We start from the raw sequence: 21,613 nt of genomic DNA, 5'->3' as shown, positions 1-21,613 counted from the left end.
CAGGCAGGCCTTGCTTTTTGCCCGATCACGGTGACGAACGGCGGCTTACCTATGTCCTTGTCTTTACCGCAGTCAAACAGCTAAGACTTATCCAACTGCTCGATGAAGAGGACAGGCAGCCCATCTTCAAACTCATCGACAAGATGCTCACCAACAAAAAATTCAAAGACTTCTTCCAGAAAAATGTGGCGGCACTGAAAATCAAAAAAGCAAGGACGAACCACCGGACTTTCCTTTTAAAAACTTACTCTACCTTTTAGGATGTCAACCATACAATCAGCTCCCTCATTACCGTTATAAATCCTACTAATAATAGAGCATAAATAAACAGGTTTCTACCAATCTTATGAATTGCATTAAATTTTTATGGACACCTACTTTATCTCTCCGGATAATCCGAAAGTAAAGATATGCGCCCAAAATGAAAATCAACAACCCTATAAAAATCATCATCATTTTTTAACCGCAATAATCTCTTATTTGGTAAGCCTCTCCGATAGCTAAAAATAGTTTATCCGAACAGCAATTACTAATTAATTTAATGAACCAAGGGATGGTTGGCTTGGATACTTTTTCAAACCTCAGCCAGCCACTGTTCAAAATTATAGACATTTGTTTACCAAGAGGTTCTTTAGTGAGCCATTGCAAATGGCTTATAATGGATGATGAATTGAAAGGAGACTCGGAATAATAGGGTGTAGCGGATTCTACACCTAGTCGGGTTACTAATATGTGATAACATTCCTATTTCTGTGGAATTAATTTTGAATCAACATTCCGCTTACAATGAACTAATCCAAATTACTAGGAATCTTAAAAGAATCGCTAATCCTCCTAATATGAGGACATAAACCAAACCCATTCGTTTGGACTTCCAATACATGTTAAATATTGAAATACCTGCTTTATCCTTTCTCAATTGCTTATTGTTAAGGTAAAGCCCAATAAACAACATAAGTAAACCTAAAAATAACTCCATTTTATTTCCTATCTTGCATATTCTCCCTTATGCCGTCAGCTATATTCAATGAGGATTCGAGGGTGGATTCTAGAACGACCTGTTCCGTCCAGTTGATTATCCTCCTTCTGTTTCTGAGATTTTTTATCAAAGAACTACCATACTTACCTACCACCATCATTCCGACATCACCAAAACCACCACTAATATTCCCCTCCGCAAAATTCATAGTAGCACTTGCCACACCAGAGATTGTAGAAACCGAGCCACCAACTGCTAATAACCCAACTCCTAAATGAGGTACAAAAGGAGTTACTACTGTCCCAACTGCTGATATTCCCGCTCCCGTATATCCTACACCATCAATAGTGCTTTTAGTCATGTGTTTGGCAAAGGGCAAGGCTTCGCTCCTTATTCGCTTACTATTCGCCCTCATTTCCTTAACAACTGGATTGCTCATCACCTTTCCATGAGAGGTCGCTTCACCTGTTACGGTAAACGCTGACATTGACCTGACACCCTGGTCGATGCTACCGTCGGAATTGTATAACAGCGTATTGCCCGAGGTCTCATCCAAACCTATTCCTGATTTTCCCAAATATTGATCTCCCGACAACGGGTCCAGGTCTTCAGCAGAGTTTACGTTGTCACGCCACTCAACCTTACCTTCCTTGTCCTTTACCCAATCATCTGGGGCAAGCCCGGTCGGGTCAACCATTCTTAGCGGATTGTCGAAAACAAAATTATACGGGGACCATTGTGGCATTTGATCTGAAAGGGCATCAACACCCCACCACCTCCCTACCACGGGATCATACTGCCTGAATTCGGTCGTATAGCTCCTTCCGGGGCCATTTACCTCATTATCGCCTTCCATACCGTTGAACCCATAACGGTACGCTCCCGCACAACTATTTCCTGAGCTTTTCCAACCTCCTCACAACCTTTTTCCGGGCCTGCCGGCAGATAAACAAAGAACGATTCGCCCCTTTGGACAACCAATAAAGATAGTTTTTTCTTTTTCAGTTGAAAAATTTTCAGTTGAAAAAAAAGGAGGTGTCGAATACATTAAATGAAATTCACTATAAGGAAAATAAAAAAAGAAGGAACCTGAGCTGGTTGGTAACCGTGAATTTTCTCTTCTTTAAGACCTGTTGACCCGTACCTGATAATTTATATTTTAAACTTGTTGGGATCTTTCCTATTAGGCCTAAAACTCACGATCTCTATATGGTCTTCATTTATGCGGTAATAAATGCTCGTCTGTTTACTGAAAACGCATTTTCTTAGGCCATTTCTTTTATTGGATTCCCGGTACATCTTCGGCGATTCCGATATCCGATCTAATGTTTTTTCAATATTGACATATATTTCTTTTGTTTTCTGTTGTCCGAACTTCCGAACTACATATTCCAACAATTCTATTTCCTCATGCCTTGCACGAAGAGAATAGCGGATCGCCAATGCCAAACCTAAAAATTGAACCGGTTTTTGATTTCCTCACGGACCGATTCATGGGACACGTGTTGTCCTTTATCCAACTGCTCCAGACCCTCATCGATGGCTGCCCGGTCTTCCGCATTTAACCCTTCCCAATAATCCATTTCGTCCTCAATATTCAAAAGTAATTTGACGGCGTTTAAAACACCCTCATCATTGGTATTGATGATTTCCGATATGATCCTGTATTTTACCGCAATATCCATTTGATGATTTTTTTGATTATCCCATAAAGTTAACGATTTTTAATTTTATTACATTCCCCATTATCTCTGCTAATGTAGTTTCTGTTCTGCCGCCTTCGGTAATTGGGACAAGGTACCAGGGGAATCATCATAGAAGAGCTTTATAAAGCGGCAAAATTCTTCAAAATGACCACAGAACCGACCAGATACTAGTCTACGTCGGAATTCCTCGCCGGGGACAAAATGACCGTAGATCAGGTCCTCAACTATGAAGGGGAGCTGCCCGGCGAAGTGACTCTGGAGGATAAACCGGAGTTTGAGCGTATCAAACTCATCAACCAACTCGACGAGGACTACCGTAGCACCGTATTTAAAATCATCGACACCATGCTTACCAAAAAGAAATTCAAGGACTTTTTTAATAAAAATGTGGCGGCGTTATAAGGCAAAAACCCGGCAAGTTCGGGTTTTTGCTTTAAGCATTATATTCTATTGTTTTACCCCATTAATTACAACAAGATTTTCTTTTATATCTATTTGTAGATAGGCTAAATTATCCTTGATCCGTTCATTAACAAAAAATTCACTTATAAAAATATCTCTCTCAAAGTTTTCAAAATACTTTATTCTATCACTTGATAAATTTATTTTCAACTTTTTCCCATATTCATTGAAAATCACAAAGTCATACCCAGATAAATCATCATAAATTATAGTGAGAGCATTATCATTTGTCGTTTTAACGTAATCAGAAGGCCTTAATAAGCCATAATACTTACCCGGAATTATATAACACTTATTCCCTAATCGTTTCCATACTGTGATGCATTTGTCATTTGACAAACAATAAAAAGATCGTGATTGATCAAACCAAACCAAAAACGATATTATCAAAAGGATAAATAAAATGGCAATTTTCATGAGCTTCCTTAGAATTTCGGTCCTGGTGGCCATGGATTTGTTGCTTTCTGCCATTCTCTTTCAAATTTTCTTTGTTGAAAAATTGGATATCCTGCATTATGTCCCGCTCTTTGTGCTTGCTGTGTCAGCTGACCTTCCGTTGCTAGACCTCCTTTTTGATAACTTTCTAAAGCATCAAAAGCTAGTCTAGAAGAACCCCAACTAAACCCTTTTACTCCCGCTACGTTCCAGCAGCATAATTTCCAATATCTCTAGCAGAAGCGATCTTGCCATTAAATGACATCCCTCTATAGTGATATTGAGGGTTGTTATAGTTTGCGTCACCAGGTTTAGTTCCATCTCTTTTAAAATCAAATTTCTCACCACCGGTTGCATTTTTCATATAGTGAAACAATCCGGGGTTTCCTTTGATAATATCGTTATTCATAAAATTTTGGCCAGAATTGTCATTGGGATTGATAACTGCCCCAACCACAGCATTTCCATCTTCTCCGTGAAAAGAATATTCGGTGAGCATTTCGCCAATAACTTCTCCTGTTCGGTTGCCACTCTTCCTATCAACTACATAAATATTTTTATCCGCATTAGCCTGACCTCCGACTACATTCTAAGTACCATCATCATTTTTGGTTACGTCAATGTCAACAGCTGCACGCCCGTCAGGATCTACTAGTTTAATCGGATTATTATTAAACGGACTGTATGGCGATTGCCACGGAAATTCTTCTACAAGGGGATCTACACCCCACCACCTTCCTACGACAGGATCATACTGTCTGAATTCAGTCGTATAGCTCCTTCCAGGTCCATTTACCTCGTCGTCGCCTTCCATCCCATTGAACCCATATCGGTACACCTACGACCATTTTCCCATCATACCTGCTCGTACCAGAACCCTATTACTCCTGATTCGCTACCGGCAGAACCTTTACGGTAAGGGAGTCTATGACCTCCACTTCGTAGCCCAGGTTGATGTCAAGCTGGGTGGCGGCTTCCTGAAGCCTGGCTGCCCCCTCTTTGCTGACCTGCGTATCCCAGGCATAAAGCCTCCTCAGGTTCTCCAGATTTTCTAGAGAGGCTAGGCCTTCATCCGTTACCGATGTCCCATAAATATTCAGGGATTCGAGGTATTGCAGGTCCTTTAAATGTGCCAGTCCGGCGTCGGAAATGTCTGTCTTTTCTGCCCGCAAACGGGTAAGATTCTTAAATTTCCCTATGGCTGCCAAACCCTCGTCTGTCAATGGCGTATCCTTCACATCCAGCCAGGTAACCTGCTCGGGAAAATCGGCTGCCAGCCTGTTCAATACCTCATCAACCGGATCATTTTTGTACAAGGTGACTTGCAGCCAGTTGGCATCGTTGGAAAGGGGCTTGATGGCGATACCTTCCTTCACGTAGGCATTCAGTTTTTCTTCATCCGGAACTACCGTTCCCTCAGCAAGGAGAATTTCCACGGCGGTTTTATTGGCATTGGGGTCCGCCAGCGTGAGCAATACGGACTGTACCTCCTGATCGGCCTGCAGCTCGGCTACTTTCTTATCAAAGGGTGCACCTTCATTGATCCACCACTCCAACAACAACACCTGCTCGTCGGACAGTTGAGATTTGCCTTTGGGAGGCATGTGATCATCGTGGTTTTGGTCCAGGTGAATCCGCTTGATCATTTCACTTTCCGCTGCATTTCCTGCCTCAAAGATCGGCCCGTTTTCACCTCCCTTAAGCAATGCTTCCCTTGTATGCATTTGCAAATCCCCTTTTTTCTTGTCAGAATTGTGGCAGGAGTTACAGCGAATTTCCATGATGGGGTGGATGATATCCGTATATACTACCGCCTCATCCAGGTTTTCGATCAGCTTGGGGCCTTTCTCCTCTACAGGCATACCTGCCAGTTTCTTTAGCCCATTGGGCATGTACTGGGTCAGGTAATTGGATCCATGGGTGAGCGAACCTCCATAATGTCCGGCTACCCCCAGAAACACCATCATCAGGGAAAGGGATCCCAGGTAAGCTTTTCTCAGTTTGACCGTAGCTTTTTTCTCTTTTTGAAGGTACAGCCACCAGGTCCCAAAGGCAAAAAGCACCAGCAAGATGCCGGCCCACTGATGGACAAACAACAAATCTTCTCCATAATCACCGGCCTGGGCCAGCATCAGGCCCAGGATGGCCGTGCCGAAAGCAGAAATGGCGCCCAAACCCAACACAAAACCAATGGCCGGTTTCAGGTAGGCAAACTGCTCCCTGCGGGATAATATTTCCATGAGGAATCCCAGGGCCAAAAAGCCTATGGGTAGGTGTAATAACAAAGGATGAAATCTTCCAAAGAAGATGACGATTTCTGACGACTGCTCCATGTATTTATGCGATAACTTTTTTTACTACTTTTCCTGACACATCGGTCAACCTAAAATCCCTTCCCTGGGAAAAATAGGTAAATTTTTCATGATCCATTCCCATGAGGTGCAAAATGGTGGCCTGTAAATCATGGACATGCACCTTATCTTCGATACCATAATAACCTATTTCATCGGTTTCACCAAGGGTAAACCCTCCTTTTACGCCTCCACCTGCCATCCATACCGGAAAAGCCTCTGTATGGTGGTCTCTACCTTTATAGGGCCATTCCCTGCCTCCCCGGTTTTCCTGCATGGGGGTCCGGCCAAATTCACCTCCCCATACCACCAGGGTTTCATCCAGCAAACCCCGCTGCTTCAAATCCTTTACCAATGCCGTCATGGCCTGATCTACCGGCTTGCACTTAATCGGCAGGCCCTCATCCAGGGATTCCCGTTCCGCCACGCCATGCATGTCCCAGCCCCAATCAAATAACTGCACAAAGCGAACGCCCTTTTCTACCAGCCTTCTGGCCAGCAGGCAGTTGTTGGCAAAAGAAGTTTTTCCTGGCTCCGTACCGTACATCTCGTGAATGTATGCCGGCTCATCTTCTATATCCATGACATCGGGCACGGAAGTTTGCATGCGGTAGGCCATTTCGTATTGGGAGATTCGGGTTAGCGTTTCGGGATCACCAAATTCCCTGTATTCTTTTTCGTTGATATGGTTAATGGCTTCAATGGTTTGCTTGCGAAGATTTCCGTCCATGCCTGATGGATTGGAAACATAAAGCACCGGGTCTCCTTCAGAGCGACATTGCACCCCCTGATATACCGAAGGCAAGAAGCCGCTTCCCCAAACGGATTTTCCTGCATCCGGGGTATTTCCTCCGGATACCAACACCATAAATCCCGGCAAATCTTCGTTCTCAGAGCCCAGGCCGTAGGTGACCCAACTCCCCATACTCGGTCTGCCAAGCCTGGGCGAACCGGTCTGCAAGAGCAATTGTGCCGGAGCATGGTTGAATTCATCCGTATGCATGGTTTTGATCAGGGTCACATCATCTACAATGCTGGAAAAATGAGGTAAATTATCCGAAACCATCATGCCGGAATTTCCTCTGGGCCTGAATTTAGCCTGTGGCCCCAGCATTTTGGGTATGCCCTGAATAAAGGCAAACTTTTTGCCTTCCAATAGGGATTGGGGACAGTCCTTTCCGTCTAATTTGGCCAATTCAGGCTTGTAATCAAACAATTCTAGCTGAGAGGGCGCTCCGGCCATGTGCAAGTAAATGATTCGCTTGGCCTTTGGAGCAAAGTGAGGTACCTGGCTGAGCAGCTCATCCATTTTTCCCTGCATGGATCCCGGACCTGCCGAATGACTGCAACCCATCATTCCTCCCAGTGCCAGGGCACCCAGACCGGTAGTACATTGCTTTAGGAAATGCCTGCGGGTTTTACTTTGCAGGTACCGGTATCGTTGTTCGTCGGCTAAACTTATTCGCTTACTCATGATTTCATCAGAAATTCGTCCAGATTCATTATGGCGTTGGCCAATACGGTATAAATGGCCAGTGTTTCATTCTCTTCTCCTATCAATTGGCATACAGCTTCAGGCTGGGCTTCAAAATAAACCCTGGTCTGTTGGTGCAGGGTCTTCAAATCCTCCAGCTTATCCGCATTCATCCCTCTTTTTACCGCCATGCTATACAGCATGGAAAGTCTTTCATCTTCATTAGCTGAAGCCAGCTCCAGCACTTTTCTTCCCAAAGCCAGGGCTGCCTCCAGGTAGACCGGGTCATTTAGCGATACCAGTGCCTGCAAAGGTGTATTGGTCGCTATTCTTTCAGGCAGACAAAACTCCCTGCTGGGTGCATCAAAGGCGATTATGGAAGGGTAAGGACTTGTCCTTCGCCAAAACGTGTATAGGGCCCTGCGGTATTTGTCTTCTCCTTTACTGGTTTGCCATTGGTCCCCACTATACACTACCTGCCATATGCCCTCCGGCTGTTCCGGCATGACACTTGGTCCATACATTTTGTCACTCAACAGTCCGGACACTGCAAGCGCCTGATCCCTGATCTGTTCAGCGGTTAGTCTTAATCGCGGCCCTCTGGCCAACCATTCATTCAAAGGATCTATTTCTTTAATATCCTCCCTGAAATGGGACGATTGCCTGTAACTGGCTGACATGACCAGTTCCTTGAGCAGCTTTTTGATGTCCCACTTGTGCTCCTGCATGAACCTCAGGGCTAACCAATCCAATAATTCGGGATGACTAGGTGCAAAGCCCTGAGAACCGAAGTCCTCCAATGATGCCACCAGCCCCCTGCCAAACAGCTGTTCCCAAAATCTATTGACCATCACCCGGGCCGTTAGCGGGTTTTCCGGGCTGAATAGCCATTGGCTGAATCCTAGTCTGTTGGGTGCGTACTGATCATCGAATGCGTTCCAAATGTCAGGTACACCTGTGGACACGGTATCTCCTGGAACCATCCAGCTTCCCCTTTCGAATAAACGTGTTTCCCGCTTGTACCGGTCCGGCAAGGAGACCATTACCGGGGTGGTCTCTTTCTCCTTTTCGGAATTGTTTATTTCGTAAAATGCTTCTTCAACTTCCTGGTAGGCGGGGTTTTCTTTTCCGGGCAAGGAATGATGTAACATCAGCCACTCAAAGGTACAGGTCAACTCTTTTTCCTCCGCCCCTTCATACACCAGGTACAAGTCATGCTTTCCCTGAAGCTGCTTTATAGGTAGGGAAACAACCTCCATTACTGCAAAGGAATTCTCCTCCTTTGTCTCTTCGTTAAACCTGGTTTTGGTTTTACTGCGAACCACCCATGATCCTATTTCGCTACCTTCCAGACTATCCAATCGAAAGGATATTTTTCCACCATGATCACTGGCCCGCACCTTAAACATCAAGCGGTCCTCCCCTGCAAAAGGAAGCTCCTTGGTCCGTGAATAAATCAGGGGATCTACTTTAAAAGTGGCAGTGCCTTTCACAGGTATGCCCTTATCCATCTGCTCAAAATAATGGGGATGAAGTTTAGGTTCACCCAGACGAATTAAATTGGTAAAATAGGTTACATCCTGACCTTCATTTTCACCGGAATGTCCCTTCACCCAGGACTGAATTTTTTCAAGCTTACCCTTATCTTCCTGTGACTCAAAATTTATTAACACCGGGGCCTCACTGGGAATGTCGGCATCTGCTGTCTGATTGAAAAATGCCAGGCTTTTGTAATAATCTTCATGTCTGATGGGATCGTAGGGATGGCTGTGGCACTGCACACATTCCATGGTGGTTCCCTGCAATACCGTCCAGGTGGTATTGACCCGGTCAAGAACTGCTGATGTACGAAACTCTTCATTGTCCGTCCCCCCCTCATCATTGTTCATGGTATTGCGGTGAAAGGCAGTGGCAATGTATTGCTCATCCGAGGGATCCGGAAATAAATCTCCAGCCAGCTGTTCTGTAACAAACTGGTCAAAAGGCATGTTTTCATTAAAAGCCTTAATCAACCAATCCCTGTATTTCCAGATTTGGCGTGGCCTATCCGCTTCATACCCTTTGGAATCTGCGTACCTGGCCAGATCCATCCACATGGCAGCCCATCTTTCTCCATAGGCAGGAGAGGCCAGGTAATGGTCTACCAATCGCCCATAAGCATTTTCTGAAGTATCTTTGACAAACTCCTGCACTTTTGCAAGATCTGGTGGAAGTCCTGTGAGGTCCAGGCTTAGTCTGCGAATCAGGGAGTAGCGATCGGATAGCGGATTGGGCTGTAAACCTTTTTCAATCAATTTATCCAACACAAACCGGTCAATATCAGTAATCGCCCAATCGCCTTTGGGTTGGGGCACTTCCTTTTCTTTGGGTGCTTTGTAAGCCCAATGGTCATCCCAGACCGCACCCTGATTGATCCAAGTGGTAAACAAATCGATTTCTTCCTCGGATAAGGGTTCCGATTCCAGCGGCATGCGGAATTCCGGATCATGATGCCTGATCCGGTTCAGCAATTCACTCTTTCTGGTATTGCCGGGTACTATGGCCCTTTTGCCAGACTCATTGACGGCCAAGGCCTCCTCCTCAAAAAGTAAACTGAATCCACCCGATTTTTTCACACCACCATGGCAGGCAATGCATTTGTTGTTCACGATGGGTCTTATATCCCGATTATAGTCTACCCGCTCCCCGAATACGAAGCCCGGAATGACCTGGTGCTTGTTTTCCAGGGGTACAATCCGCAGTATCCATACCAGTAACGCCAATAGAAACACGCCTGAAAAGGCGTAAACCAATATTCTTTTGTGGGTGAACATATTCAATTATTGCCAACAACCTGCTTTTTCAAAACAAAGTAATTAAAAAAGGCATCAATTCAAATACATGTAAGGTTGAGGCTTCATTTTTTACTTTTAACGGAAAAAAAAGGTAAGCGCTGCTGCACTTACCTTCTCCAAAAAAGAACGATTAAAAAATCACCAACTTAATCTATTGTTCCAATGAGAATTAATTGGCTTCCCGAGCCTCAATGCTTTGATAAATTTTTTCCCATTCCATGGTAAAGGGTTGGTCATGGCGTTTAAATTCAGATTGATCTACTGATAGGTGCCGGTGATCCTGACGAATAAATTCCCTGTCCTCCTTTAAATGAGTCATTTCATTACGTTCGCAGGTCATGCAAACCAGTAAGACCAAAAAAATATCCGGCAAAAACAACCATTTTTTCTTCATGTTTTCAACTTGATTTAGGCTTCATAACCTATACGCAGATACAAATTGATCTGTCCTGAAAAAAGTGAAAAAAATTAATTTTTTTTCAGAATGTTGATCGGCTTTGTCATTGGGGACGGCATATCTACTCCCAGGTAATAATCTGTATGTGCCGGTTGGTTGTACCCCACATTTTGCCAGGCGATACTCAAGCGGTATTGGGGATTGTGCATGAGCGTAGTAAACCGATGGGGAGAGGGAATTTGGGTCGTGAATATTCTTAAAGCCTGATTGTCAGCTGTTCTGAAAATAACCTCTTCCCGCCAATCACCCAGGATATCTGCTGCCAGCGCAGGGTTGGATTTGGAGCCATTATTAGACAGACAACCTTCAGCCGTCATCAGGCGTTGGAGCACTTCCTTTTCATAATCCCATTTGTCAATATAATTCTTATCCAATAATTCCCTCAACAGGTCCCCATCCCACCAGATAGCAAAATTTATGCTATTAGGCTTATTACTGATTTCCTCTCCCTTGTAATTAAACAAACCATGCGTACCATTCCACCAGTATTCCGCCCCCTTGTGCCGGGGATCAATATCGGCTGCCAGCCCCCTCCCCACGTCTTTTCCTTCCTCATGGCCCCAAAAAACTTCCCCGTTCCGGGCATTATAAAGGGCTACGCCATATCCGGCTTCATCCGTTTCATTTTCGTGAATGCCCCAGACCAGCTGATCGGGCTGTTCCGGGTGAAATTGGCTGACATGCAGGGCATCTCCATGCCTAAGCCCTGTACTGTAGATCCCGCTGCCATCATCATCAATGGCCATAGCCCCATAAACGATTTCATCTTTTCCATCATGATCGATGTCATTGATACTGAGGCTGTGATTCCCCTGGCCCGAAAAGGGGTTTTTCCGACCTTCCGAGTCAAATACCCACCTGGATTGCAATTTGCTCTCCTTAAAATCCCAGGCAGCAATCACCGATCTGCCATAATATCCTCTGGCCATCAAAAGCGAAGGGCTTTTTCCATCCAGATAAGCCACTCCGGCTAAAAACCGGTCCACACGGTTTCCATTGCAATCATTCCCTGCATTGCCACCTTCTCCGCCCCAACCGCATACATCACCTCTGCCCGGAATGTAATCAACCGTGGATAAAGCTTCCCCTGTACTGCCGGAAAACACCGTCAGGAATTCGGGGCCATCCAGGATTTTGCCCGCTGTATTCCTCCAGTCCCTGGTTTCATCACCGATCACCTGACCCAGGGCATCTTTACTGCCATCTGCAGTCTTACAGGCAATTTCTGCCCTACCATCCCCGTCAAGGTCATAGACCATAAATTGCGTGTAATGGGCTCCTTCCCTGATATTGATTCCCAAATTGATTTCCCAAAGCATATTTCCTTCCAGGGTGTAGGCTTGCAGTATAGGCGGATCTGTAAACCCGTCCTGGGAATTGTCTTTGGACCTGCCGGTCATGTGAACTACCAATTCGTACTGTCCGTCACCGGTCAAATCCCCAACCGAAGTGTCGTTGGGACGATAGCCTGCAGGTGTTTGCAAAGGAATTTCCAGGTACCCTTCTTCCCAAACCAATACTTCCTTGCTTTGCCTTTGGTTATCACTTTTAACAACATAGCTCGGTTTCCGGCTGAGATCTGCCTCGAGATCCCTATAATTAGTAGCCTTGGTTAAGGGTGCACGGTTAATTTTTACAGCCTTGCCTCCAGGGTATTTTCTAAAAATGTCAAACCCGGTTTCCACAGGTTCATCTCCCAATAAGCGCCAACTTAGGAATATTCCACCGGCTTCATCTTTGACAGCTACCAAACCCCTGTCCAGGTATTCCATTTGACGCTGACCAAATAGGGAAAAGCTAAACATGATCAGTAACAAAGAAGAGGTTATTCGGAATCCATTCATGGCTATCATTCCTATTTGATGTTTTTTATTAAAATTTTCCTGGAATTCAGGAACAATCATCAATTTAAAGTAAAATCCCTGCAAAACGGAATTAATTGTGATCAATGGTCCACTGTGCATTGCCAAAATACTCCTTTTGATCAGCGTTTGACTTCCCTGTTTGATTGATTGAGTGAACCTGATACCTCCTAAAGATAAATCTCGAAAAAGCCCTTCAGTGGGAAGCATGCCCTGGTAAAATAAGGATCGCATGACCTGGGGGTACCTTTCATAAAGAAGCCTATCCAGACTGTTTCCCGGATAGCCGGATGGTTACCTGTTCGTTTTCCAAATGGGTATCAAAAGCAAAAAAACCGGCACATTTTGCAGCGCAAAAAATATCTGATTTCAATCAGAACAGCAAATAAACCAGGGTAGCCCAAAACCTTGTTCGGGTAATTTCTCAAAAATAGAGGTAATTATTTTGTAAATTAATCAGTCCTACGCAACCCATACATTTTATTTATTGTATAGGCGGATACAAACCCGGCAATTGTGGAAAAATACCTGACAGATAAGCTCATTAATGGCATTTCCAGTGGAGACCGGAAAAGTCAGGAGTTGCTGTACAAGCAGTTTTACAGTTATGGTATGAGCATTTGTCTCCGATATGCGGCCAACAGAGATGAAAGTCTGGAGATCCTCCATGACGGCTACCTGAAGGTCTTTCAGCACATAGATCGGTATGATTCCCAACAACCATTCACTTTATGGTTTAGAAGGATATTGATCAATGGTGCCATCAATTATTATAAAAAAAACCGGCATCACTCCAACCATATTGGCTTGGAACACATTCCGGAAATCCCTGATCCAGGAAAAAATGTCTCGGATGACCTTAAATACATGGAGATGATTCAATTGATTCAGGCCTTGCCTATCAGGTACAGGGCAGTATTTAACCTTTATGTCATTGAAGGTTACGATCATCAGGAGATTTCATCCTTGATGGGTATTTCAGTAGGAACCTCAAAGTCAAACCTGCACAGGGCCAGACAGAAGCTAAGGGACATGTTAACCATTAGAAATCATGAAGAAGCAAGTATCAAACATGACTGATAAAGAGCTGGATGATTTCTTAAAAAAATTATCCTCCTCCCCTGAAATCCCCTTAATTCCGGAAGACTGGAATAAAATGGAAAAGATTCTGGACCAGAATAAGGTGTCCCAACCCCTGAATGGTCACAAATGGATCCTTTTAGGATTACTGCTGCTTGCCAGTCTTACTTTCACTGTTTGGATGGAGGCTGCTTACAGGCAAATTCCGGCAAGCCATGAAACCACCTCAATCTCCCAGTCTTCCCTTTTAACCCAAATAGATCCTTATAAAAATATAGAAATAAAAATTAAAGATTTAAGCTTTACCTCAGCAGCCCTGTCCCCGGGCAGGGAACAAAAAGTATCTGGGGATAACACCGCTGTTTCCGGTAATGCTCCATCTTATCCTGCTATTTCAGAGCTAAACCTGACCAATGAAAGGCTGGCGCTTCCTGATTTAATTTTGGACCCGAATGCAAAAAACAAGGTTTTTGAGAAATTTAACCGGATTGGGCTCAAATCCCCAAAACTCAAAATCCAAACAACTGCATTCATCCCAATAAAAGCGGTTTCACCAGATAATCTAAAAAATACCATTGCCCTTGCCTTTCAGGTGTCTCCAGATATCAGTGCAGTCAGGTATAATAATTTTCCACCCTTTGGCCGAAGCATTGGTGTAAGCCTGGAATATTTCTTCAGTGGAAGGTGGAGCTTTTCCACAGGTGCCTTGCATTCAAAAAAGACCTACCAACAGGGCCCCGGCTACTGGGATGGATATGCAGCCCATCAATCCTTAAGAGGTGACTGTTGGATACTTGAAGTGCCGGTTAATTTCAGGTATTACCCCATAATGGGTGCAAATGACAAATGGTTTATAAGTACAGGTCTGTCTTCCTATTTCATGATGAAGGAAAACTATACTTTGACCTATGAAAATTATGGAGGTAATCCTTATTCAGAGGAATTGGAAATAACCGGGAATAACCAACATGTATTTGGTATTTGGAACATCGGCTTTGGCTATGAAAGAAGGCTGAGTAGAAAACTGGCTGTCCAGGTGGAACCTTATTATCGCTTGCCCCTCGTGGGTATCGGGGAAGGAAACCTGGATTTGAAAAGTACAGGAATCTTCTTTGGTATCAAATATTATCCCTCAAATCAAAAATTAAAATTTTAAACATCTGAAATCATGAAAACGATCAAACTAACGCTTAACATGTTTATCCTGCTCGCTTTTTTCACAATAGCCTGTGAAAAAGATGATGATGGCCCCCGGGTTATCCAAAAAGAGTATGTATTGAATTCGGTGTCGGACCCCATGATACAGGGTACCATTACTTTCACCAAAGAAAGTGAAACGAGCACTTTAATCCGGATTGAACTGGAGGGTACTGAAGCCGGAAATTCTCACCCAGCCCATATCCACCACAATGTTGCCAGTGAAGGTGGTGGTATCGCCATTGGATTGAACAATGTAGATGGTGCCACTGGAGTCAGTGAAACTACTGTTACCCAAACCGGTGATGGCACCGCCATCAACTATGAAGAACTGCTGAATTTTGACGGGCATGCCAACGTGCATTTAAGTTCCACTGCCATGTCCACCTTAATTGCACAGGGAAATATTGGTAACAATGCCACGGCAAATATGCCCAATGACTCCAATCCTGATAACAACAATGATGATGGCTATTAAAAACTTTTATTCACCCTGCTTATGGCTATTATTGCTTGCTTGCACATTATTCTCTTGTACCAATGAAAATGAAGCTGATTTATTGCCTGAGGAAGAGCGATGTGGCGAGCAGCCCGCCTCACTTTCAGGTGATATCATACCCATTATTAACCAGAATTGTGCCATTTCGGGATGCCATGTATCGGGTTCAGAGAGGGTAAACCTCTCTGAACCCGAAAATATTATTCAGTTTGCGAATCAGATAAGGAATTTTACCCAAAGTGGTTTTATGCCAGCCCCGGAATCAGGCAAACAATTGACTGCCGCTGAATTAGAATCCATCTACTGTTGGGTAGAAAACGGTGCATTGGATAATTAACCCATTATGAAAAATTGCTTTATAACCATCATTATTTTCCTGTTATCCCAGTCCCTTCAAGCCCAGGGTCACAAAACGGTGTCTGGGGAAATTGAATTCTTTAGCAGTGCCCCAGTGGAGGATATTCAGGCTGTAAACAATGCCCCGACCGGTTTATTTAATGAACAGACTGGCAGCCTGGCCTTTCTGGTACCCATTAAAGCCTTCCAATTCCCGAAATCCCTGATGCAGGAACATTTTAATGACAAATTCATGGAATCTCACACCTATCCGGAAGCCACCTTTGAAGGAAAACTAAGCGGCTATGATCGGGAGAGATCCGGATCCCAGGAGGCTTTTGCGGAAGGCAATTTAACCATTCACGGCCAAACCAATAAGGTCCGGGTTCCGGGTAATGTCAATTTCAAAAGCGACCAAATCATCATGGCCGCCGTTTTTCCCGTAAAACTCGAAGATTATGACATTCAGATACCAAAGGTGCTGTTTTATAACATTGCGGAAGAGGTAGAGGTAAGGGTGAAATTTGTATTTGAAAAAACAGACCGATGAAAAACAAAATACTGGTAATTTTCCTGATCTTTTATTTTCTCTTTCTCAGCACTTCAGCCCAGGACAATTTATTGGACCAGCTCAGGGAAGAAGATGAAACCGAATGGAATACTCCCACTTTCACCTTTAAAGCCATCAGGTTGATCAACGGCCATACGGTTGAAACCAGGGAAAAGGGGAATTTGGAATTTTTAATTTCCCACCGCTTTGGAAGGATGAATTCCGGTGCCTATCAATTCTTTGGCATGGACCAGGCCAATATGAGGTTGGGATTGGATTATGCATGGGAGGATTGGCTTACCCTGGGGATAGGAAGAAATTCTTTCAACAAAATGTATGATGGTTTTGTCAAAATCAGCCTTTATCAACAAAGACAGGGTAAAATCAAACTGCCAGTAACCCTGGTTTGGCTTTCCAATGCCTCCATCAACACTATCCGCCGGCCGGAGATTCCCATGAACCTGAATAGAAGGTTGCAATATGCACATCAATTATTAGTAGCCAGCAAACTGAATCAAAAGGCTTCTGTTCAACTGATGCCCAGCTATATTCACCGCAACCTGGTTCGGGAAAGGACAGACCCTAACGCTTTGCTGGCAATGGGGGTAGGAATGAGTTACCAAATTAGTAAAAGCATCCACCTGAATGTAGAATATTATCATCGGTTCAGCGAGCAGGAAAATCAAAATACCCATCCCCTCGCTATTGGGGTAGACATTGAAACCGGAGGCCATGTTTTTCAATTACACCTTACCAATGCCCAGCAAATGACCGAAACCGGCTTTATCCCCTCCACTACTGGTGACTTTTTTAGTGGAGACATCCATTTCGGGTTCAATATCACCCGAAATTTTCAATTGAAACCCAGCCGGTAAAGCCATAAATAAACTTACTTTAGCATGGGTTTGGCCCTTTTGCAGAATTGAATGGCCAGGCCCCAGGGATCCCGGAGCATTAACAGCCTGGTTCCATCTTCGAGCGTATCATCACTTACCAAAGTGGCTCCTGCTGCTTCCAGTCGCCTTTTTTCTTCCTCCGGATTTTCCGAAACAAAGGCCAGGTGCAGCATCAAAGGATCAAGCTTGGAATAGTCCAATACCGCAGCTTTGGAATTTTGATAAAGTTCGATCATGACTTTCCCACTGTCATCAGCCAAAAAAGTCATGAAGGGAGCTTTATCCATTTTCTTAACCACGGTCAATCCCAGGTTTTTTTCATACCAATCAGAAACGGCCTGTGGATGGTTTACGTTAAGCGCTATATGTTCAATTTTCATAGGAAGTAAGGTAGTAAATTTTGAAAGAATTTAAAAAAACCCCTCCATGGGCAATGTTTACCTGAATGGAGGGGAAAATAAAAAGCCAATTTAACCCCGGGTAGGACTGGGTTGAATACTGGTGAGGTCTGCTATTTTTACCGGCCCATTGGAATTGATGCTATTTCTTGCAGCTACGCCAATCAGGACAGACATGATGCCATCTCTCAACCCGGCAGCATGCTTGTAAGGATCTGCCGCATCCGGAGTTTTAAATATCTTATCGTGCAATCTTTTATCACCACCACCATGGCCTCCACGCTCACTTACTACCTGAATGATTTGCGGTTTTTCCCAGTTTTTATGCAAAACCAGCGGTTCCCTGTTCATTTCCTCACCGGTATTATTCTGGTTCATTTCTGCCGCATGCAGGGCTTCCTGATCCATGGTTTCGTTACTCATGAACGGAATATCCAACCAGGCGTCGATCCTTCCATTTTGCCCGTTGAAAGCAATTTTCCAACCTTCGTATGGGCTGTAGGTGGTCAGTGAATAATTGACCACTGCTTTATTGGTATATTTAATATTTGCCGACATTTTATCATAAATATCAATTTCATGTCGGTATACGCAGCCATCTCTGAAATAGCCATCATGGTGTTCATTTTCCGCATAAAGCTTCATGTCCCGCTGGCTTTTGGTAATGTCCCAATAATACTTGCAGTCATTTTTATGTTCACAGGAGCGGCAATTTTTTCCACGAAAAGGGCCATTGCTGCCATAGTGCTCTAGCGCTCCGTAAGCAAATACCTCCTCCGGATCAGAATCCAACCACCAGTTTAACAAATCAAAATGATGGGTAGCCTTATGCACCCAAAGCGATCCCCCGTTTTCAGTCACGCCATGCCATCTGCGGAAATAGGAAGCACCGTGGTGAATGTTGAGGTACCAATGGAAATCCACCGAGGTAATTTCCCCAATCTCCTTGTTCTGGAGCAACTCCTTGATCTTGGTGATATAGGGGCTCCAACGATAATTAAAGCCTACAATTAAATTTTTATTTGATTTCTTCTCTGCTTCCAGGATTTGCTGGCACTTGTCTTCATCGGTAGTCAGGGGTTTTTCTGTCAGCACATCACATCCTGCCTCCAGGCCTTTGATAATGAACTCATGATGGGTGGAGTCCATGGTAGTCACAATCACCAAATCCGGCTTTGTTTCCTTCAGCATTTCATCGAAATCGATAAATGTGGGACAATCTACCTTCATGTATTCCAGCGCATAGTCCAATCTTCCCGGGTTGATATCACTGATCCCGACAAATTCCAGTATATCGGAGTATTGCTCCACCAACCTTCTTCCCCAAAAGGAGGTACCTCTGACCCCTGTGCCTACAAGGGTTACCCTTAATTTTCTTTTCATCCCAAAACCAGTAAGGGGTGTACTCAGAGTAGCCCCTGCCGCCAGCAGGCTTACAGAGTGTAGAAAAGACCTTCTCGAAAATTTATTTTCCATGGTTATAATGTTGGTTAATGATTGATTTCATTATTTGGTTGCGCTGCAGATATCCTGGCCTGCGCAATCGATTGCATAATAATCAAATTTCCAGGGATTGGCAAATAGTTTTAACTGCCCTGGCTAAGCCTGAAGAACCATGACAATACAAGTTTTAAGTGATTAATTTTGAGTTTAAATATATTTCAAAATTTTATTTCTTTATTCATGGGGTAAATTTTTGAATATAAATTTTTAGACTGGTACAATTGATTTTGCTGAAACAGCATGTTTCCTTAATTTATAATCAATATACATAGTAATAAAAGTCCGGATTGGCTTTGGTCAACAATAATCTTAAATTGCTTTCAACAATAAATTCCAGCCATCCATCGATGGCTACCATCACTTTCCAACAAAATTTGTAAAAACATGAAAAAAAGACTTAAATGGGGCGTATTGGGGGTAGCGAAAATCGCCAGGGAAAAAGTAATTCCTGCCATGAAAAATAGTGATTTACACGAAGTGTACGGACTGGCATCCAGGGATTTGGAAAAAGCCACTGCTGCTGCCCAAGAACTGGGAATTCCTAAAGCTTATGGATCTTATGAGGATTTGATTGACGATCCTGAAATCGATGTGATTTATAACCCCCTACCCAATGACCTGCATGTTCCCTACACCCTGCAGGCCATCAATGCCGGCAAACACGTCCTTTGCGAAAAGCCTCTTGCCCTGAATGCAGAAGAAATAGATGGTCTGATCAAAGCGCGAGACGAAAAGGGCGTAAAGGTTGGAGAAGCTTTTATGGTGGCATCCAACCCCCAATGGATCAAGGCCAGGGAATTGGTCCGAAAAAATTACCTGGGCAAGGTAAAAGCCATTCATGGTTTCTTCAGCTACTACAATGTCAATGAAGACAATATCCGTAATGTTCCCGAAATGGGGGGTGGTGGAATTTGGGATATCGGCTGCTATCCTGTTTTTACCTCCCGCTTTGTGCTGGAAAAAGAACCCGGAAGACTGGTCTCCATGCTGGAATATGACCCCCGTTTTCGTACAGATAAATTGGGATCGGTCTTGATTGATTTTCATGAGATCCAGATGACTTTTACAGTGAGCACCCAATTAACACCTTACCAGCGCATGCTTTTTTATGGGGAAGAAAAAGTGATGGAAATTCGGATTCCCTTCAATGCTCCTGCTGACCAGAAAAACGAAATACTGATCCATGATGGTAATTTTCTTCAGCCAGACCCTGAAAAAATAATCCTTCCATTGAGCAACCAATACACCGAGCAAGCCATTGATTTTTCCAGAGCCATTCTGGAGGATAAAGAAGTGCCCGTCTCGCTTGAAAATGCCAAAGCCAATGCAAGGATCCTTCAGGCCATTTTTGAATCCGACAGAAATGAAAGGTGGGTAAACATTGATTGATGATCAACCAGCTGTATCATGGACTATTTTACCCTGAACCATGGTCAGGCTTACCTGAATATCCTTATCAAAAAGTACCAGATCGGCGTCCATTCCCTGGAGAATGGCGCCTTTTTTATTTTGTATGTCCATAATCCTGGCAGGCGTACGGCTCATCATTTTTACTGCCTCCAAAAGCGGCACATCTGCCATTTTCACCATACTTCGCACCAGGCGATCAGCGGTAGCTACGCTTCCGGCAAAGGAACTTCTATCGGGAAGTTTGGCCACATCGTCTTCAATGATTACCCGCAAACCATTGTCTTTGTGACCAAGAATACTTTCACCTTCCGGCATTCCGGCTCCCCTCATGGCGTCTGTAATCAGGGCTATCTTTTCCGGTCCTTTCACCTTGTAAATCAACTTGAGCAAAGGAGCGGGCAGGTGTACCCCATCAGCAATGATTTCTACGTCAAGTTCATCCAGAAGCAAACTGCTTTCAATCACCCCTGCATAGCGAAATGCATTTTTCCGGCTTACCCCTGACATGCCTGAATACAAGTGGGTGGACAAAGTATAGCCTGCCTCTACGGCCACCAAAACTTCTTCATAAACAGCATCCGTATGGGCCAAAGCAGCCAAAACTCCTTTTTCTCTCAGTCTTCTTCCAAATGCCAATGCTCCTTTTCTTTCTGGTGCAGCACTCCATCTGGCGATTAGATGGGCATGTTCCAGTATTTCCTCATATTCTTTCGGATCCGGGTCCCGGATATACCTGGGATCCTGAGCCCCACGTTGGTTCATGGCAAAATAGGGGCCTTCCAGGTGTAAACCCAAAAATGTTGCCCCATCGGAGTTTTCCTGATGAGCGGATTCATAAACCTTCAACAAATCAATCAGTTGGTCTTTTTCGCTGGTTAGGGAAGTGGGCACCATAGCCGTGGTTCCATGGCTGGCATGTAGCCGGGCAATTTCCAGGAATCCATGTTGGTCTCCGTCCATAAAATCATGGCCCGCCCCGCCATGCACATGGATATCAATAAAGCCCGGGGACACGTATTGGCCCCGGGCATCTATAATATTTGCCTGTTCAATGGCTTTATTGTCCCTGCATATTTTTTCAATACTGCCGTCCTTAATCAGGACAGCTGCATTGAAAAGAATTTCATGCGGAGTAATGACATTTCCATTGATAATCTGGGTCAGCCCCCTCTTCATTTTTTTAT

General features: G+C 44.2%; 23 protein-coding genes and 1 pseudogene. 10 read left to right on the top strand and 14 right to left on the bottom strand.

Annotated features, from left to right (window positions below; all coding sequences use genetic code 11):
- Nucleotides 1-17 precede the first annotated feature (17 nt).
- The gene (locus GL182_RS24340) at nt 18-260 is read left to right on the top strand and encodes a hypothetical protein (RefSeq protein ID WP_240469899.1); all 243 of its coding nucleotides are present in this window, start codon (nt 18-20) and stop codon (nt 258-260) included.
- A gap of 720 nt (nt 261-980) precedes the next feature.
- Here GL182_RS24340 and GL182_RS19680 read toward each other — a convergent pair.
- The 3 genes and pseudogenes from GL182_RS19680 to GL182_RS19670 all read right to left on the bottom strand — a co-directional run.
- Nucleotides 981-1,847 (bottom strand): annotated as a pseudogene (locus tag GL182_RS19680) (RHS repeat-associated core domain-containing protein); the annotation flags it as partial.
- 284 nt (nt 1,848-2,131) lie between these two features.
- On the bottom strand, nt 2,132-2,422 hold the full coding sequence (locus tag GL182_RS24520) for a type II toxin-antitoxin system RelE/ParE family toxin (RefSeq protein ID WP_410492721.1): 291 nt from the start codon (nt 2,420-2,422) through the stop codon (nt 2,132-2,134).
- Between the two features lie 8 nt (nt 2,423-2,430).
- On the bottom strand, nt 2,431-2,664 hold the full coding sequence (locus GL182_RS19670) for a hypothetical protein (RefSeq protein ID WP_163381502.1): 234 nt from the start codon (nt 2,662-2,664) through the stop codon (nt 2,431-2,433).
- 222 nt (nt 2,665-2,886) lie between these two features.
- On the opposite strand from GL182_RS19670, the gene GL182_RS19665 reads away from it, so the two are divergent.
- Nucleotides 2,887-3,087: a transcriptional regulator gene (locus GL182_RS19665; protein ID WP_163381501.1), complete on the top strand. Its 201-nt coding sequence runs from the start codon at nt 2,887-2,889 to the stop codon at nt 3,085-3,087.
- 45 nt (nt 3,088-3,132) lie between these two features.
- Here GL182_RS19665 and GL182_RS19660 read toward each other — a convergent pair whose 3' ends face one another.
- Entirely contained in the window at nt 3,133-3,564 is a 432-nt protein-coding gene (locus GL182_RS19660; RefSeq protein WP_163381500.1) for a hypothetical protein, read from the bottom strand.
- Between GL182_RS19660 and GL182_RS19655 the strand changes: the two genes are divergently transcribed.
- Entirely contained in the window at nt 3,563-3,754 is a 192-nt protein-coding gene (locus GL182_RS19655; protein ID WP_163381499.1) for a hypothetical protein, read from the top strand. The two genes, GL182_RS19660 and GL182_RS19655, sit on opposite strands and share 2 nt — an antisense overlap.
- Before the next feature lie 30 nt (nt 3,755-3,784).
- On the opposite strand, the gene GL182_RS19650 is transcribed toward GL182_RS19655, so the two are convergent.
- The 7 genes from GL182_RS19650 to GL182_RS19620 all read right to left on the bottom strand — a co-directional run bounded on the left by GL182_RS19650 (nt 3,785) and on the right by GL182_RS19620 (nt 12,551).
- Nucleotides 3,785-4,081, bottom strand: a complete 297-nt coding sequence (locus tag GL182_RS19650) for a hypothetical protein (protein ID WP_163381498.1) — start codon at nt 4,079-4,081, stop codon at nt 3,785-3,787.
- 90 nt (nt 4,082-4,171) lie between these two features.
- Complete coding sequence (locus GL182_RS19645) at nt 4,172-4,420, bottom strand: RHS repeat-associated core domain-containing protein (RefSeq protein WP_163381497.1); 249 nt, start codon at nt 4,418-4,420, stop codon at nt 4,172-4,174.
- A 43-nt stretch (nt 4,421-4,463) separates the two neighbouring features.
- Nucleotides 4,464-5,915, bottom strand: coding sequence for a c-type cytochrome domain-containing protein (locus GL182_RS19640; RefSeq protein WP_163381496.1), 1,452 nt, complete (start codon nt 5,913-5,915; stop codon nt 4,464-4,466).
- Between the two features lie 4 nt (nt 5,916-5,919).
- Nucleotides 5,920-7,407, bottom strand: a complete 1,488-nt coding sequence (locus GL182_RS19635) for a DUF1501 domain-containing protein (protein WP_163381495.1) — start codon at nt 7,405-7,407, stop codon at nt 5,920-5,922.
- The gene (locus GL182_RS19630) at nt 7,404-10,220 is read right to left on the bottom strand and encodes a DUF1553 domain-containing protein (RefSeq protein WP_163381494.1); all 2,817 of its coding nucleotides are present in this window, start codon (nt 10,218-10,220) and stop codon (nt 7,404-7,406) included. Before GL182_RS19630 ends, GL182_RS19635 begins: the two co-directional genes overlap by 4 nt.
- Before the next feature lie 190 nt (nt 10,221-10,410).
- Nucleotides 10,411-10,635, bottom strand: a complete 225-nt coding sequence (locus GL182_RS19625; protein ID WP_163381493.1) for a hypothetical protein — start codon at nt 10,633-10,635, stop codon at nt 10,411-10,413.
- Nucleotides 10,636-10,709: 74 nt separating this feature from the next.
- Nucleotides 10,710-12,551, bottom strand: coding sequence for a rhamnogalacturonan lyase (locus GL182_RS19620; protein ID WP_240469898.1), 1,842 nt, complete (start codon nt 12,549-12,551; stop codon nt 10,710-10,712).
- Nucleotides 12,552-13,076: 525 nt separating this feature from the next.
- On the opposite strand from GL182_RS19620, the gene GL182_RS19615 reads away from it, so the two are divergent.
- The 6 genes from GL182_RS19615 to GL182_RS19590 are packed head-to-tail and all read left to right on the top strand — an operon-like array spanning nt 13,077 to nt 17,097.
- Complete coding sequence (locus tag GL182_RS19615) at nt 13,077-13,640, top strand: RNA polymerase sigma factor (protein ID WP_163381492.1); 564 nt, start codon at nt 13,077-13,079, stop codon at nt 13,638-13,640.
- Nucleotides 13,612-14,796 carry a PorT family protein gene (locus GL182_RS19610; RefSeq protein ID WP_163381491.1) on the top strand — a complete coding sequence of 395 codons (1,185 nt, stop codon included), beginning with the start codon at nt 13,612-13,614 and terminating at the stop codon, nt 14,794-14,796. Before GL182_RS19615 ends, GL182_RS19610 begins: the two co-directional genes overlap by 29 nt.
- A gap of 12 nt (nt 14,797-14,808) precedes the next feature.
- Nucleotides 14,809-15,315, top strand: a complete 507-nt coding sequence (locus GL182_RS19605; protein ID WP_163381490.1) for a CHRD domain-containing protein — start codon at nt 14,809-14,811, stop codon at nt 15,313-15,315.
- Between the two features lie 31 nt (nt 15,316-15,346).
- Nucleotides 15,347-15,673: a 2-polyprenyl-6-methoxyphenol hydroxylase gene (locus tag GL182_RS19600; protein WP_163381489.1), complete on the top strand. Its 327-nt coding sequence runs from the start codon at nt 15,347-15,349 to the stop codon at nt 15,671-15,673.
- 6 nt (nt 15,674-15,679) lie between these two features.
- On the top strand, nt 15,680-16,222 hold the full coding sequence (locus tag GL182_RS19595; RefSeq protein ID WP_240469897.1) for a YceI family protein: 543 nt from the start codon (nt 15,680-15,682) through the stop codon (nt 16,220-16,222).
- The gene (locus GL182_RS19590) at nt 16,219-17,097 is read left to right on the top strand and encodes a DUF5777 family beta-barrel protein (RefSeq protein ID WP_163381488.1); all 879 of its coding nucleotides are present in this window, start codon (nt 16,219-16,221) and stop codon (nt 17,095-17,097) included. The genes GL182_RS19595 and GL182_RS19590 overlap by 4 nt, the downstream gene beginning before the upstream one ends.
- A gap of 14 nt (nt 17,098-17,111) precedes the next feature.
- Here GL182_RS19590 and GL182_RS19585 read toward each other — a convergent pair whose 3' ends face one another.
- Nucleotides 17,112-17,498, bottom strand: coding sequence for a VOC family protein (locus GL182_RS19585; protein ID WP_163381487.1), 387 nt, complete (start codon nt 17,496-17,498; stop codon nt 17,112-17,114).
- Between the two features lie 90 nt (nt 17,499-17,588).
- Complete coding sequence (locus GL182_RS19580) at nt 17,589-18,992, bottom strand: Gfo/Idh/MocA family oxidoreductase (RefSeq protein WP_163381486.1); 1,404 nt, start codon at nt 18,990-18,992, stop codon at nt 17,589-17,591.
- A 411-nt stretch (nt 18,993-19,403) separates the two neighbouring features.
- Between GL182_RS19580 and GL182_RS19575 the strand changes: the two genes are divergently transcribed.
- Nucleotides 19,404-20,408 carry a Gfo/Idh/MocA family protein gene (locus GL182_RS19575; protein WP_163381485.1) on the top strand — a complete coding sequence of 335 codons (1,005 nt, stop codon included), beginning with the start codon at nt 19,404-19,406 and terminating at the stop codon, nt 20,406-20,408.
- A 3-nt stretch (nt 20,409-20,411) separates the two neighbouring features.
- Here GL182_RS19575 and nagA read toward each other — a convergent pair whose 3' ends face one another.
- Nucleotides 20,412-21,605: an N-acetylglucosamine-6-phosphate deacetylase gene (gene nagA / locus GL182_RS19570; RefSeq protein ID WP_163381484.1), complete on the bottom strand. Its 1,194-nt coding sequence runs from the start codon at nt 21,603-21,605 to the stop codon at nt 20,412-20,414.
- Nucleotides 21,606-21,613 lie beyond the last annotated feature (8 nt).

Origin of the sequence: Cyclobacterium sp. SYSU L10401, from assembly GCF_010993705.1 — a bacterium.
GTDB lineage: Bacteria > Bacteroidota > Bacteroidia > Cytophagales > Cyclobacteriaceae > Cyclobacterium.
Note: the sequence above shows the minus strand (reverse complement) of the source record. Positions and strands in the feature narration are given on the sequence as shown.

Excerpts from the sequence above, each read along its gene's own strand:
- GL182_RS19670 (WP_163381502.1), bottom strand. The coding sequence starts at position 2,664 with ATGGATATTGCGGTAAAATACAGGATCATATCGGAAATCATCAATACC.
- GL182_RS19665 (WP_163381501.1), top strand. The coding sequence starts at position 2,887 with ATGACCGTAGATCAGGTCCTCAACTATGAAGGGGAGCTGCCCGGCGAA.
- GL182_RS19655 (WP_163381499.1), top strand. The coding sequence starts at position 3,563 with ATGAGCTTCCTTAGAATTTCGGTCCTGGTGGCCATGGATTTGTTGCTT.
- GL182_RS19660 (WP_163381500.1), bottom strand. The coding sequence starts at position 3,564 with ATGAAAATTGCCATTTTATTTATCCTTTTGATAATATCGTTTTTGGTT.
- GL182_RS19650 (WP_163381498.1), bottom strand. The coding sequence starts at position 4,081 with ATGCTCACCGAATATTCTTTTCACGGAGAAGATGGAAATGCTGTGGTT.
- GL182_RS19640 (WP_163381496.1), bottom strand. The coding sequence starts at position 5,915 with ATGGAGCAGTCGTCAGAAATCGTCATCTTCTTTGGAAGATTTCATCCT.
- GL182_RS19635 (WP_163381495.1), bottom strand. The coding sequence starts at position 7,407 with ATGAGTAAGCGAATAAGTTTAGCCGACGAACAACGATACCGGTACCTG.
- GL182_RS19630 (WP_163381494.1), bottom strand. The coding sequence starts at position 10,220 with ATGTTCACCCACAAAAGAATATTGGTTTACGCCTTTTCAGGCGTGTTT.
- GL182_RS19625 (WP_163381493.1), bottom strand. The coding sequence starts at position 10,635 with ATGAAGAAAAAATGGTTGTTTTTGCCGGATATTTTTTTGGTCTTACTG.
- GL182_RS19620 (WP_240469898.1), bottom strand. The coding sequence starts at position 12,551 with ATGATAGCCATGAATGGATTCCGAATAACCTCTTCTTTGTTACTGATC.
- GL182_RS19610 (WP_163381491.1), top strand. The coding sequence starts at position 13,612 with ATGAAGAAGCAAGTATCAAACATGACTGATAAAGAGCTGGATGATTTC.
- GL182_RS19605 (WP_163381490.1), top strand. The coding sequence starts at position 14,809 with ATGAAAACGATCAAACTAACGCTTAACATGTTTATCCTGCTCGCTTTT.
- GL182_RS19595 (WP_240469897.1), top strand. The coding sequence starts at position 15,680 with ATGAAAAATTGCTTTATAACCATCATTATTTTCCTGTTATCCCAGTCC.
- GL182_RS19590 (WP_163381488.1), top strand. The coding sequence starts at position 16,219 with ATGAAAAACAAAATACTGGTAATTTTCCTGATCTTTTATTTTCTCTTT.
- GL182_RS19585 (WP_163381487.1), bottom strand. The coding sequence starts at position 17,498 with ATGAAAATTGAACATATAGCGCTTAACGTAAACCATCCACAGGCCGTT.
- GL182_RS19580 (WP_163381486.1), bottom strand. The coding sequence starts at position 18,992 with ATGGAAAATAAATTTTCGAGAAGGTCTTTTCTACACTCTGTAAGCCTG.
- GL182_RS19575 (WP_163381485.1), top strand. The coding sequence starts at position 19,404 with ATGAAAAAAAGACTTAAATGGGGCGTATTGGGGGTAGCGAAAATCGCC.
- nagA (WP_163381484.1), bottom strand. The coding sequence starts at position 21,605 with ATGAAGAGGGGGCTGACCCAGATTATCAATGGAAATGTCATTACTCCG.